This is a genomic window from Pseudoalteromonas sp. MMG005, from assembly GCF_018101015.1.
In the GTDB taxonomy this organism is placed as follows: Bacteria; Pseudomonadota; Gammaproteobacteria; order Enterobacterales; family Alteromonadaceae; genus Pseudoalteromonas; species Pseudoalteromonas aurantia.
Window position 1 is genome coordinate 15109 of record NZ_JAGJEK010000003.1, and the last position, 12432, is coordinate 27540.

13 protein-coding genes are annotated in these 12432 nt (G+C 40.9%); 11 read left to right on the forward strand and 2 right to left on the reverse strand.

The features are described 5' to 3' along the window. Positions 1 to 389: 389 nt before the first annotated feature. Positions 390 to 797 (forward strand): cupin domain-containing protein, encoded by a 408-nt coding sequence (locus J8M01_RS03570; RefSeq protein WP_211057034.1) that lies wholly within the window; start codon positions 390 to 392, stop codon positions 795 to 797. Between the two features lie 38 nt (positions 798 to 835). Here the strand turns inward: J8M01_RS03570 and J8M01_RS03575 are convergent, their stop codons facing one another. Both J8M01_RS03575 and J8M01_RS03580 read right to left on the reverse strand, forming a co-directional pair. Beyond that, positions 836 to 1123 carry a hypothetical protein gene (locus tag J8M01_RS03575; protein WP_210995305.1) on the reverse strand — a complete coding sequence of 96 codons (288 nt, stop codon included), beginning with the start codon at positions 1121 to 1123 and terminating at the stop codon, positions 836 to 838. 88 nt (positions 1124 to 1211) lie between these two features. Continuing rightward, positions 1212 to 2126 carry a helix-turn-helix transcriptional regulator gene (locus J8M01_RS03580; protein ID WP_211057035.1) on the reverse strand — a complete coding sequence of 305 codons (915 nt, stop codon included), beginning with the start codon at positions 2124 to 2126 and terminating at the stop codon, positions 1212 to 1214. Between the two features lie 290 nt (positions 2127 to 2416). Between J8M01_RS03580 and J8M01_RS03585 the strand changes: the two genes are divergently transcribed. The 10 genes from J8M01_RS03585 (at position 2417) to J8M01_RS03630 (ending at position 12431) form a co-directional block, all read left to right on the forward strand. Beyond that, complete coding sequence (locus J8M01_RS03585) at positions 2417 to 3445, forward strand: S66 peptidase family protein (protein WP_211057036.1); 1029 nt, start codon at positions 2417 to 2419, stop codon at positions 3443 to 3445. A 327-nt stretch (positions 3446 to 3772) separates the two neighbouring features. Beyond that, positions 3773 to 4816 carry a GGDEF domain-containing protein gene (locus J8M01_RS03590; RefSeq protein WP_211057037.1) on the forward strand — a complete coding sequence of 348 codons (1044 nt, stop codon included), beginning with the start codon at positions 3773 to 3775 and terminating at the stop codon, positions 4814 to 4816. A 129-nt stretch (positions 4817 to 4945) separates the two neighbouring features. Continuing rightward, entirely contained in the window at positions 4946 to 5959 is a 1014-nt protein-coding gene (locus J8M01_RS03595; RefSeq protein WP_211057038.1) for a DUF2235 domain-containing protein, read from the forward strand. 3 nt (positions 5960 to 5962) lie between these two features. Continuing rightward, the gene (locus J8M01_RS03600) at positions 5963 to 6397 is read left to right on the forward strand and encodes a GNAT family N-acetyltransferase (protein WP_211057039.1); all 435 of its coding nucleotides are present in this window, start codon (positions 5963 to 5965) and stop codon (positions 6395 to 6397) included. A gap of 224 nt (positions 6398 to 6621) precedes the next feature. After that, positions 6622 to 7641 (forward strand): SDR family oxidoreductase, encoded by a 1020-nt coding sequence (locus J8M01_RS03605; protein ID WP_211057040.1) that lies wholly within the window; start codon positions 6622 to 6624, stop codon positions 7639 to 7641. A 62-nt stretch (positions 7642 to 7703) separates the two neighbouring features. After that, a complete protein-coding gene (locus J8M01_RS03610; RefSeq protein WP_211057041.1) occupies positions 7704 to 8861 on the forward strand; it encodes an aminotransferase class III-fold pyridoxal phosphate-dependent enzyme in 1158 nt (385 codons plus the stop codon). Continuing rightward, positions 8861 to 9310 (forward strand): SRPBCC family protein, encoded by a 450-nt coding sequence (locus J8M01_RS03615; RefSeq protein WP_211057042.1) that lies wholly within the window; start codon positions 8861 to 8863, stop codon positions 9308 to 9310. The genes J8M01_RS03610 and J8M01_RS03615 overlap by 1 nt, the downstream gene beginning before the upstream one ends. Continuing rightward, positions 9307 to 10422 carry an acyl-CoA/acyl-ACP dehydrogenase gene (locus J8M01_RS03620; RefSeq protein WP_211057043.1) on the forward strand — a complete coding sequence of 372 codons (1116 nt, stop codon included), beginning with the start codon at positions 9307 to 9309 and terminating at the stop codon, positions 10420 to 10422. Before J8M01_RS03615 ends, J8M01_RS03620 begins: the two co-directional genes overlap by 4 nt. Before the next feature lie 2 nt (positions 10423 to 10424). Then, positions 10425 to 11258: a formyltransferase family protein gene (locus tag J8M01_RS03625; RefSeq protein ID WP_211057044.1), complete on the forward strand. Its 834-nt coding sequence runs from the start codon at positions 10425 to 10427 to the stop codon at positions 11256 to 11258. Positions 11259 to 11375: 117 nt separating this feature from the next. Further along, positions 11376 to 12431 (forward strand): efflux RND transporter periplasmic adaptor subunit, encoded by a 1056-nt coding sequence (locus tag J8M01_RS03630; protein ID WP_211057045.1) that lies wholly within the window; start codon positions 11376 to 11378, stop codon positions 12429 to 12431. Position 12432 lies beyond the last annotated feature (1 nt).

The window sequence follows — 12432 nt, forward strand, 5'->3', positions numbered from 1 at the left end:
TTTACCAGCGCCAATTCACATGAAATGCTCTAAAACTTGAACTGACAGCCACACAAGTCACATCGATTTAGCCCTTTTTAATGTTGAATAACACACCGATTTGTTCGTACTTTGCACTGTTTTAATGTTCCCGATTATGTCTGCTGATTATGAGCGCTGATGGCTAACTGGCAGCCACACAAATTACATCGATTTACATTCTTTTTAATACCGAATAACACACTGGTTTGTTCGTACTTTGCAGTGTTTTAATGTTCCCGATTATGTATGCTGATTATGAGCGCTGATGACTAACTGGCAGCCACACAAATTACATCGATTTACACTCTTTTTAATATCGAATAACACACCGTTCTGTTCGTATTTCGCACTGTTTTAATATTCCGATTATGTATACTGGCTATGAGCAATGTAAATTATTAATAGGGAGAATGAATATGAACAAAGTGAATCTCAGTGAGAAATTTGCGTTATTCCACCAGCAATGGAAACCCAAAGTGATTGCGCAAATGAATGATTACCAATTTAAGGTGGTTAAATTACAAGGGGAGTTTATCTGGCATCAACATGACCATACTGATGAAACATTTATTGTTATCTCAGGGCAATTAAACATTGCGTTTGAGGACGAAACGGTTGTTTTAAATGCAGGGGAATTGTTAGTGGTACCCAAGGGTAAACAGCATAAACCGTTCGCAGAGCAAGAGTGCCAAGTAATGATCATTGAGCCTAAAGGTATCTTAAATACGGGTGAAGAGCGCAGTGAGCGAACCGCTGAAAATGACGTGTGGATCTAGCTTTCGTGGATACACCCATTTATAAGCGTAAAAAGCCCTTATAGCGGGCTTTTCGACAAGTAAAGAATCTGGGGAGGTACGGTAAAATATGCTGATAATTGTTTTAAAACACCATTATTGGCAATAAACTGCATATAGTGCTGGTGGGCTTCAATCGATTGCCAGTCTTCGTCAATTAGCATGATGTTTTGGGGTTCATCAAAGTAAATATCGACACGTAAACACCCGGTAAAGCGACGGACATTATTTAAGTTATCAGCTAAAAACTTGTGTAACATTGTATGTTGTTGGCTTTTAAGTTGGCAGACTAAGTTAACCCGAACCATAAGTGCATCCTTTTATATAAATAGTGATGCCACTTTGCCATTGATGAAACCTTCACAATATGACTTTTTTGACAAAATAGGGGTTTTATTATGAATATTTATATCTGTTTGGGGTAACGCCAAACTTGCGCTTAAACATTTTGATGAAGTGTGACGTGTCGAGGTAACCTGTTGTTGTGGCAATGTCGGTCACAGTTAGGTCAGTATGGGTCAGCAAAGATTGGGCGTGTGAAAGCCGCTTATGTGTTAACCACTGTGTGGGTGTCATATCATAGGCTGATTTAAATTGTCGTAGAAACGACGCATGAGACATGTTGCATAGCTGCGCCATATCTGTGACAGACAAAGTCAGAAAGTCACATTTTTCAATCAGCCGTTTGAAGTTATCGCGTGCCCCTAAAAGGTGGTTGTTAGCATTAAGTAAGGTGCTAAGTGAAGGGGTACTTAGCGTCTTTAGAATACATAATAGCTCGGTCGTTTTGGCTGTGAAGAGCTGATCACACAATAATGACTTTTGTTGGTAGGCCGTAAGACTCGTGAAAAACGTATTGAGCAGCGATGTATCAGAAACTGAAGAGAAAGAGGCGTTTGCGTGATGGACATTGGATGTGTGTTCATGATGTGGCAAATCAAGTAGCATCGCTGGTGAAAAAAAAACCAACCAGGCTGTAAGTGTGCCGCTGGCACTGAAATAATCTGAATGTAGCGTTTCTCCTGGGGCCAAAATGATGGCGTCACCACGACAGAGTGTTATTTGCTCATTGTATTTTGAGAGCAAGGTTTCTTTGCCCGAGACAACATAAACTAAGCACACTTGATTAGAATAAAACTCAATATCAAATAAGTCATGCTTAAGTGTTTTATGGTAGATGGTACAGTGTATACCACTATAGAAACAAACAGCGCCATCAAGTTGCGTTAATGCTTGAGGCAATACCAATAAACCATGGTTATTCATGCCCCTATTTCGATTATTAGTATTATGTCCATTTTTAGATAACATGAAGCGCTACCTTTATCCTTTAACGTATTTAGCAGCGGTGGACCTAAGGAATACCTGCTGGCATTTTGACAACATTATCGCGTATTGATGTTGAATTGCTACTGTGCATTCGCATTGTTTAAATGCTAAACGGAACATTGCATCTTCATACTATAAAGGCCATCAAGCTTTTGTCCAACAGGCGCTCGTATTGAGAGTCAATGACAAGTCAGTTAGTCAGGTGTAATAAATTGGGGTTTACTCTTATTAGAAACAAGGTTAGTGTATTTTTATTTAGGAGCTTGCAGCCGATGTATTATCCTCAGCCGTTGAAGCCTGGAAGCCGCATTGCCATTTGTGCATTCTCATCATCTGTGCCGTCAGTATGTTTTGCAAGATTAGATAAAGCCATTGAATTATTGCACGGTTATGGATTCGAAGTTGTTGAAGGGGGTACGGTTCGAAATAGTGGTCAAATAGACCCACACACTCGGGCAGATGAGTTGACACAATTTCTCTTAGATGAGCAGGTTTCGGCTGTAGTACCGCCTTGGGGGGGAGAGTTAGCGATGACTATTTTACCTTTACTGGACTGGCAGGCATTGGAAAACGCATCACCAAAATGGGTATTTGGTTTTTCTGATGTGAGCACCATCATGACAGCCTTAACTACCCGACTAGGATGGGCCACGCTTCATGGCAGCAATTTAATGCAGTTAAGTGCTTTACAAACGGATAGTTTAACGCGCAACACACTTGATATTATGTCATTGCAACAAGGAGATGAAATCACACAATACCCCAGTACTTTTTTTGAAAAAACGAATTCTCAGTCGATTTCGGACCCAACGATGATTTTTAATCTCACAGAGCCTACAAAGTGGCGTCTACTTGCTGAGAGTGAGACGAAGTTAGTCCCGCCCGTGATTTTTTCTGGCCGATTATTGGGCGGTTGTTTAGATACGCATCAGCACCTTATGCAAACGGCATTTGCGCAGCTTGATACCTTCGTATGCAGTCACGAAAATGACGCACTGATCTTGTATTTTGAAAATGCACAACTGAATGACAATGCCTATATAAGAGCTTTGTTAGGACTGAAATTTCGAGGTGTGTTTGAACGGGCATCTGGTATATTGATTGGTCGAAACACCGCGAATGATGGTGCTAATGGCACACATAAAGCAGTATTAGAGCGGGCGTTAGGTGAGCTAAACATCCCCATTGTTTTTGATGTGGATATAAGCCATCAGCCGCCAAATATGCCGTTAATTAACGGTGCACATACCGAAGTGAAACTGTTGGCGAAAAGAGTCAGTGTGACCCAGCACTTGATATAATTGAAAGAGCGGTGTTATCAAAATGTAATTTTTGTATTTTTTCGATCTTGAGGTTAACATACTTGATGTGGCAATTATCAGTTTCTTTGGAATAGATAATATTTTATCTTGTTGTTTATACAATTTTTTATTTGCTTTTGTTAGTGAGAAATGATGAGTTTATGAGTTGTTTCTCAGTAATTTATGTGAATTTTGGCTCAGTATTGTGACTTCAATTATTTTTCAATTGATTAATTATTTGCAATGCTTTAGTCTTGGTTTTGTGCTGTGGTAACGAGCATAAGCGCTCTTTGATAATAATTATAAGTTTGTTCTAGGATTAGGGTTATGAAAGCCACGGAATTTGATACGTCACTTTCTCATTCTGCTCAATGTATGAAGCAAGCCATTCCTCTTATGGTTAAATATAAAATGCCAGTCACACCGGTAAACTATGCTATTTGGTACTGTTATGTGCTCGGTTCGAACGACAAGTTAAACAAAGAACTCGACGATATTTTGGCACACTACCAAACATGCCCGCCAGCACAAGCAAAACAGCTGTTTAACGCTTTTTTATCAGATAAAGATCTTGCTTTGTTTCACCAGATGTCTGATTCATTTCATAATACAATTGCTGATGTGCAAACCGAAATAGGTAAAACACTTGAGTCGTCACAAGACTTTTCAGCCATTTTGTCTCAATGCCATTCAGGTTTATACGGCTTGAAGAAAAACAGTTTAGACTCATTTGATGATGTATTGGGTTATGTGGATCGTTTGACTGAAGAGTCGGTTGTGATGCAACAAAATGCATATCAATTTCAGAAGAAACTAGAGAACGCCTACGCTGAGATCAGCGATTTAAAAACAGCATTAGTTAATACGCAAACTGCAGCCAGCCAAGATCCCTTAACTGGGTTGCTTAACAGAGGCAAGTTTGATGAAGACATTGTCTTATTTTGCAAGGCTGAGCACACTGGCAATCACCGCGCTTTAATTTTTGTTGATATTGACCACTTTAAACAGTTTAACGATGATTTTGGACATCAAAAAGGAGACGATGTTTTAAAAGTTGTATCGACAAAAATAATGAAGCATACCGAGGGTATTGGAAAAGCATATCGTTATGGTGGTGAAGAGTTTTGTATTACTGCCGAATTGGATAGTTTAAGTGAAGTGGTTAATTTTGCTGAGAGTATTCGTAAAGATATTGCGAAGTTATCGGTGAAGGGCAAAAAGACAGGCAAAGCCGTTCGTTCAATTACTGCAAGCTTCGGTATTGCATTACATGGTGAGCAATGTTTAGTCGCTCAGCTGATTGAGCGAGCCGACAAAGCACTTTATTTAGCCAAGGAACATGGACGAAATAGAATTGAGATTGCTGCATAACATATTCTTAGGATTGCTTACCCTATAATTTTCATCCAAAAACTCAAATAGCAAGGTCATTTAAGGTGTTGACTTAAAGAGGAACACTTATAGAATTGCGCGCATAATACAATGTATAGAATATAACAAATGAAAAGAATCATCGTCTGTATGGATGGGACGTGGAACAAGCCTACGCAATATGACCGAGGAAAGCGTAAACCCACTAATGTCGTGAAAATAGCTCGAGGTATTGAGCCTATTTGTCCAAATGGTGTCCACCAAGTTGTTTATTATAGTGAAGGTGTGGGTACACAATGGGGATTAGATCGGATCCTTGGTGGCGGGTTTGGCATGGGTTTATCTCAAAATATAATAAAAGCCTATCGTTTCATTGTGCACAATTATCAGCAAGGCGACGAAATATATTTATTTGGTTTTAGCCGCGGAGCTTATACGGTTCGTAGCTTGGCAGGGTTGCTGAATAAAGTGGGGCTTTTACCAAAAAATCACGCATTTTATATGCCGGAAGCATATAGACTGTATCGAAATGGCCCGTCAGAAGCACAGTTAGTGTCTTTTCAAAAGCAGCATCATTGCATTGATGTGAAGATAAAATTTGTGGGCGTTTGGGATACGGTCGGCGCTTTAGGTATTCCAGTTGGTTTTGGTAAATTTAATCGTCGTTATCAATTCCATGATGTCAGCTTAACGCGTAATATTGAACATGCATATCAGGCATTAGCTATTGATGAACGCCGTGGTATTTTTAATCCTGCAATTTGGCAATTACCGAAAGATTCAACGCAAACACTTCAACAGCAATGGTTTATAGGTAGTCATAGCAATGTGGGTGGGGGCTATAGTCAAGATGGTTTAGCGAATATAAGCTTGCATTGGATCAAAGATATGGCGACTCAGTACGGGCTACATTTTAACGAACCCTTTTTAAGTTATTATAAAGCCTATCATTTGGATGAATACCGAGACTCAATGACCTGGTTATACAAATTGACCGACTCAATACGGGAAATAAACAGAAAGCCTTCGACCAATGAATCATTGCATCACAGCGTTCTTCATCGCATCAGGGATCTTTCTAGTTATCGTCCGGTAAACGTGATGCCAATGGTCGAGTCAAGTAAATTTAAGGTAGTAGGTTGATACATGACTTTTATCATAAAACAAGGCACGTTGTGCGACTTGTTGCACATTGAAAATGATATTCCTGAGTTTACTTCTCCAAAATCAGTGGATGATATTAGAACTAAGATTGACGCTCATAAGCACGTTTTATTTGTTGCATACATTGAGGGAAAGCCTGTTGCTTATAAGCTTGGGTATGAAAAACAGAGTCGATTATTCTATAGCTGGCTTGGTGCAGTGCTGCCTGATTATAGAGGGTTAGGCATTGCAAAATCACTGCTATTGCACCAAGAAGCGTATGTCAAACGAGCGGGTTATCAAATTATAGAAGTTAAGTCTATGAATCGCTTTAAGCGCATGTTACAGATGCTGATTGCATACGATTACCACATTGTTGGGTGCACGCGTTTAGATGACAATAGCGACAGCAAAATTACATTTAGAAAAAAAATCTAGCTTACTTTTTTAAATCATTGCCTCGAAGGTAATGATTTCTTCCTTTATTTCTACCGCAAAAAAAACAGTCGTAACACATTATCATTACAAGTGTAAAAATTTAGTAAATAAAATTGTTTAATTGTTCATTGTAAACAATTATCATTACGGACCTAAAATAAATACATGAGCATTGCCTGGGGTGAGGCATGCTTGATTTTTGGTATGTGATTGAAGGAGTAGTAATGTCACGTCACTTTTTTCTAACAGGTGCAACGGGTGTGGTTGGTTTGTCGATTCTTGAACAGCTTGAAGAGGGCGACCAAGTGTCTATTTTGACCAATAGGCAAAAATTTAGTGTCTTGCCCAAGGGGGTTGCTCGACAGCTAAAAGGCAATATATCTAAACCAGATTTTGCTCTTAGCGCTGATGATTTAGCAAAGCTAAGTCAAACAGATATATTAGTGCATAGTGCTGCATTGACTGATTTTACAGCGGATCCCGAGGTACTCGCTGAAGTGAATATCGCTGGTTTAAAGCATGCAAAAGCGTTGGCAAATAAGCTGAATGCGCGCTTGGTTTACATTAGTACCGCATTTGTAAAAGGTCGAAATGGGCATGCATTTAACAATTACGAGCACAGTAAAAAACTGGCAGAATCTTCTTTAGATGAAGATATAACAATCATTCGTCCATCGGTCATAATTGGAGACAGCATTAAAGGGATCATGCCTAAAAAACAGGGAATGCATAATATGCTTAAGTTAGCGACCAAAGAAGTGATCCCAGTCGTACCAGGGGATGCGAGCACACTGGTCGATGTTATTCCAAGAGATACCGTCGCCAGTGGCATATTGGCGGTCATTGACAATAATTTATCAGGTGAGTTTTGGCTAACCGCAGGAGACAGAGCAAGCACGCTAGGTCAAATGTTAACAATTGGCACTAATCCAGATTATTTTGAGCGTTATCAAGTCAAGTTTAAGCCACCTAAACTGATCAACCCCACCACTTTTGAACGCTTGATCAAGCCTGTATTCCTTCCTGCATTACCACGTCGCTACAAACGTATGTTTGAAGAAACATCGATTTATTTAAAATATTTGGATATGAGCGAAGGTTTTTCATCTGATTTAGATGTATTGGGTACTTATAAAAATGGTCCTCAGCCATTTGATATCCCTGAAGTTATGGTTAAAAACATTGCTGCATTTGACGAGGTACACCCACTGACGGAGACGCTTATTAATGAGTCTTCGTTATGAGAGAAGAAACGTTAAGTATGTTGAGATCTCATAGTAACCGCTCAAGAGCAAAGCTATCAAGTATGATGAATTTACCTATTGAACACGCTGCACAAGGCTGTGAGATTATCGATACACAAGGAAAAACATACCTAGATTGTGGCGGATTCGGGGTGTTTATTCTCGGTCATCGCCACCCTGAAATTGTTGAAAGCGTGGTACAGCAGCTCAACATATTGCCGATGAGTAGCCGGACGTTGGTGAATAATACGCTGGCAATCGCCAGTAAAAAGCTGGCTGATTTTTGTCCTGAAACATTGGATTATACCTTTTTTACGAATTCTGGCACTGAGTCGACCGAGCTTGCGTTAAAGCTCGCACGAGCCAATGGCTGTAATAAAGTTGTGGCCATAACGGGGAGTTATCATGGCAAGACATTAGGTGCACTAAGTGTGACCCATCGGAGTGCGTTTAGAGCCCCATTTGAACCTCTTTTTGACGAGGTTACTTTTGTTGCGCGCGATGATATGACAGCGCTGTCTGCGTGTTTTGAAAATCACTCAGATAGGGTTGCTGTGATCATTGAACCCGTACAAGGGGAAGGTGGCGTATATGCACTAAGCAGCGAATTTGTGCAACTCGCCAAAGCATTATGTGTGGCTCATGATGGCTTGTTGATTGCAGATGAAATTCAATCAGGGCTAGCTCGAACCGGCTTTGATTGGGCAATTGAGGCACATCAAGTTACGCCAGATATGATGCTAGTGGGCAAAGGGTTAAGTGGTGGGGTTGTGCCATGTGCTGCGCTTGTTGCTACTGCTGCTACGTTCGAGCCACTTAACAAAGATTTTATGCTACATAGCAGTACGTTTGGTGGCTCCCCGATAGCTCTTGCCGCTGCAATTACCACGTTAGATATCTTAAAGCGGGACAACATTGCAAACAAAGCCCGCACCATTGGACTAAAGCTGGTGGCAGCACTATCACCCCATGCAACCAAAGCGGGCGTACGTGTGAGAGGAAGCGGAGTACTCATTGGTCTTGACGCTCAAAACCCAGCGAGGGCAGGTCAGCTTACTTTGGCTTTATTACAACATAAAGTGATCACCAGCCACTCTTTGAGTAATGCCAATACGGTACGTTTAACACCCAGTGCTTTGTTAACTGAAGTACAAATAAATCAAATAATTACGGCATGTATCGCCGCATTTTCATCATTACCAGCTAAGGATTTACCCTAATGAGACGTGTCACAATTGAAAAACGAGTGCCAGTATCAGCAGCATTGGCATATCAAACAATTTCTGATTTTAAACAGTTTGAAAAACACTGCGCAGCGGTGATAAGTATTGATGTAACCAAAGTCTCAGATACGCAAAGTGATTCAACATGGCAAGTTCACTTTCACGATGGCCAGATGTGCTGGCGAGAGCAAGATGTGTTTGATGAGCAGGCTCTGACCATAGATTTTAATCAATTAGAAGGGGATGCGGAAGAGTTCTATGGGCGCTGGCTGGTTGAAGTGCTGTCAAGCGACAGTGCTAAAATTTGTTTTGAAGCGTCATTTTGTATGGGGATCCCAACACTTGCTGACATTTTAGAGCCTATCGCAGAAATGGCGATCACAGCGAATATTAACGACATGTTGACCGAGTTATTTTCACTTGAAAAGGAAGGGGAGCCGGTATGACAATAGTCAGTGATGCTCTCGCCAGTGTTGATAGCTTCTTACCTGGCTTAGCAGATAAATTGAGTGCAAATAGTTTCATAGACAATGAATCTGAGCAGAGTCAGGTTATAAATTGGTTTAAGCTAAGTGGCGGTTGCAAATTGATGGTAAAACGCAGCTATGGCGGTCGAGAATTGACCCCGTGGCAAGGGGTATTAGTACAACTAGGGTTAGGTATTTATTCTCCGTCACTGGCGATTGGTGCAGGTATGCACCAATTCTCAATTGCTACTTTGCAGGAAATGGCGAAAACCAGTCATGGTTTAGAGTCATTACTACTTGAGGCGATAGCGAAGAATGATTTACTCGTCTCGTCAGCATTCAGTGAAGGCAATACCGCTAGAAGCATTTTGCAAAGTCAGATTGTTGCTAAACCCAGTGGCAAAGGATTTTTAATAACGGGCACAAAAAAACCCTGTAGCTTAGCCCATGATATGGATTTATTAACGGCTAGTGTGCGGGTTGAGCCCAGCGATGGTGAACCTTACTTCGCTGTGGCGCTTATCCATAAAGAAAATGACGGTGTTAATGTTGAGCCATTTTGGAATGCTAGCTTCTTAAAAGCAAGTCAAAGTGAAGCTGTCCACTTAGATGAAGTTTATGTGCCGCATAGTATGATGGTTAATGTTGACGAGCAGTCGGCTTATCATGCGCACATTAGCGGCTTTGTGTGGTTTGAGTTACTCACGAGTGCATCATATTTGGGGATGGTATACGGCTTAGTCGAACAAGCAGATAACCATAAGCGTTTATCGCTTGAAGATAAAGCAGCGGCTTACATTAAACTTGATTCAAGTGCATTGGCCTTGAAGGCGATTGCCTATGATATGAATAACCAAACGCAGGATACCTTGGCACAGGTACTGGCATGCCGCTATCAATTACAAGAAGTGTTGGCCCAAGTGATGACGCAAATCATCGAGAAAGTTGGCGGAATAAACTATATCGGTAATGCTTACTTTTCAAGTATTGCGCAAACAATACATGCGTTTAATTTTCACCCGCCAGCTAAGCATAGTATGTTAACGCCGTTAGCATCGTATTATGATAACAAACCGTTAATCATGGTGTAATTATGAGAGTAGCACTTTCTAATATAGAGAACGTCGCCACTCAAGAAGCGATGGTGACGGTCATACGCCGCCATCATCGTGATATTAAGTTGGTAATATTAAGCGATCCTTATTCAAAGAAAAATGGCGGATTTTTTACACAGTTGACCCGCAATTTAAACCTCAGAGGCTTAGGGTTTGTCAATTATTTGTGCGTAAAAATGACGGCGATGCCGATAATGCGATGGGTATCTAATCTGTTGGGTAAACAGTCACTGCCCAGTATTCGTCAAATATGTGATACGCATCAAATACCTTGTATTAAAGTAAAAGACATCAATGCCCCGGATGTGGTCGCGCAGATAAAAAAATATAATATTGATTTATTAGCTATTTTTTACTTCGACCAAATTTTGCAACAGCCAATGATTGATGCGCCTAGATTAGGCGTTGTGAATTTCCATCCTGCGTATTTACCTAGTTGTCGAGGGCTTTTTCCTATTTTATTTAGTTATTTGTATAACCAGCAGCAATATGGTTTGTCTGCTCATTGGGTAACAAATACCGAGATAGATGCGGGCCCACTCATTGCCCAGTGTGGTATAACGTGTGACCAACCACGCAGTCTATTACAGCTAGATCGTATGGTATGCAATCAATTCACTGTATTTTATCCGCAAGTAATGGCATTGTTAAGCAAAGACTTGGGTTTACTCGCGCCGATACCAACGGTGCCTGAAAGTTACTATTCGTACCCTAACCGAGCACATTTAAAGGAGTTAAAAATGCGTAATCTTCCACTGGTTTGTAGCAAAGATATAACAGATTTAATCCTTGATAAAGCCCAGTCAAGATAAGCAGGTTAGTACTGAACAATAATATTATTTACGTCACGTCGCGGTGACATTTAATTTAGCATGAATCACCTAACTTAATACCACAGAGAGATTACTTTGATAAAACAAGGATTTACCATGAAAATACTCACATTCTTTTTCAGCTTTTTGTGGTGTTGGAGTGTGCTTGCAGCTGAAAGTGGTGATCATCTGCCTATTGCTGCGTATCAAGTCAAACTTGAATCTGGATATACACAGCTACGCGCAGTGACAGGACAAGTGGTTAAGCAGCATGAGGCGAATTTGAGTTTTGAGTTTTCCGGTAAAGTCCACACGATTTTGTTTGACCAAGGCGATTGGGTTAACAAAGGGGAGATTATTGCAAAACAAGATACGCAATTACTTGAAATAGAAAGACTTGAACTTGAAGCGCAGAAGGCGAAACTTAAGGCGCAGCTAAAGTTAGCAAAAGTAGAGCAACAACGATTTGAGAAATTGAGCAAGAAAAATCACTCTGCGGCACAACAACTTGATGAAGTCACTACCCAAATTGAGGTAATTGCAGCAGAGCAGTCTTTACTTGACGTTAAGCTAAAATCGGTTGCAATTCGGTTAGAGAAAGCGTCTCTTACAGCCCCTTTTTCAGGCCTGATAGCGCAAAGAAATGTGCATTTAGGTGAAGTTGCGAGTGTGGGTCAAGTAATGTTTAGATTGTTAGAGCATAACAAATCCCAGGTTGTGCTCGGCGTGCCGGTGTCATTGCAAGCGTATGTGAACGACACTATGGTGATTACAGTATCGGGAAAGCAATATCCAGCACAATTACTGAGTAAGGGGGCGCTTATTGACAATATGTCCCGAACATTAATGATGCGTTTTCAATTACCCAAAGGGGTCGAAGTCTACGCTGGCACGTTAGCACGAATGGGGATCAGCACCTTTACGGAACAACCGGGCTTTTGGGTGCCGTTGAGTGCTTTAACGGATGGAGTGCGTGGTACTTGGTTAGTGTATGGTGTAGAGGCAGGAACAATAGTCCCTATATCGGTTAATGTGCATTATACCGATGGGGAATATGCTTTTGTTAGTGGTGCTCTAACACAGTACCCATTAATTGTAGCGAACGGGCTACATAAAATGGCGGCGAACATTGCCGTTGAGGTTGTCCAGACCCTTAGTAGTCGGAGTTTGTAGC

What these genes read in the sequence shown, in the direction of transcription:
- J8M01_RS03570 (WP_211057034.1), top strand. Translation starts at nt 390, where the DNA reads ATGTATACTGGCTATGAGCAATGTAAATTATTAATAGGGAGAATGAAT.
- J8M01_RS03575 (WP_210995305.1), bottom strand. Translation starts at nt 1,123, where the DNA reads ATGGTTCGGGTTAACTTAGTCTGCCAACTTAAAAGCCAACAACATACA.
- J8M01_RS03580 (WP_211057035.1), bottom strand. Translation starts at nt 2,126, where the DNA reads ATGTTATCTAAAAATGGACATAATACTAATAATCGAAATAGGGGCATG.
- J8M01_RS03585 (WP_211057036.1), top strand. Translation starts at nt 2,417, where the DNA reads ATGTATTATCCTCAGCCGTTGAAGCCTGGAAGCCGCATTGCCATTTGT.
- J8M01_RS03590 (WP_211057037.1), top strand. Translation starts at nt 3,773, where the DNA reads ATGAAAGCCACGGAATTTGATACGTCACTTTCTCATTCTGCTCAATGT.
- J8M01_RS03595 (WP_211057038.1), top strand. Translation starts at nt 4,946, where the DNA reads ATGAAAAGAATCATCGTCTGTATGGATGGGACGTGGAACAAGCCTACG.
- J8M01_RS03600 (WP_211057039.1), top strand. Translation starts at nt 5,963, where the DNA reads ATGACTTTTATCATAAAACAAGGCACGTTGTGCGACTTGTTGCACATT.
- J8M01_RS03605 (WP_211057040.1), top strand. Translation starts at nt 6,622, where the DNA reads ATGTCACGTCACTTTTTTCTAACAGGTGCAACGGGTGTGGTTGGTTTG.
- J8M01_RS03610 (WP_211057041.1), top strand. Translation starts at nt 7,704, where the DNA reads ATGATGAATTTACCTATTGAACACGCTGCACAAGGCTGTGAGATTATC.
- J8M01_RS03615 (WP_211057042.1), top strand. Translation starts at nt 8,861, where the DNA reads ATGAGACGTGTCACAATTGAAAAACGAGTGCCAGTATCAGCAGCATTG.
- J8M01_RS03620 (WP_211057043.1), top strand. Translation starts at nt 9,307, where the DNA reads ATGACAATAGTCAGTGATGCTCTCGCCAGTGTTGATAGCTTCTTACCT.
- J8M01_RS03625 (WP_211057044.1), top strand. Translation starts at nt 10,425, where the DNA reads ATGAGAGTAGCACTTTCTAATATAGAGAACGTCGCCACTCAAGAAGCG.
- J8M01_RS03630 (WP_211057045.1), top strand. Translation starts at nt 11,376, where the DNA reads ATGAAAATACTCACATTCTTTTTCAGCTTTTTGTGGTGTTGGAGTGTG.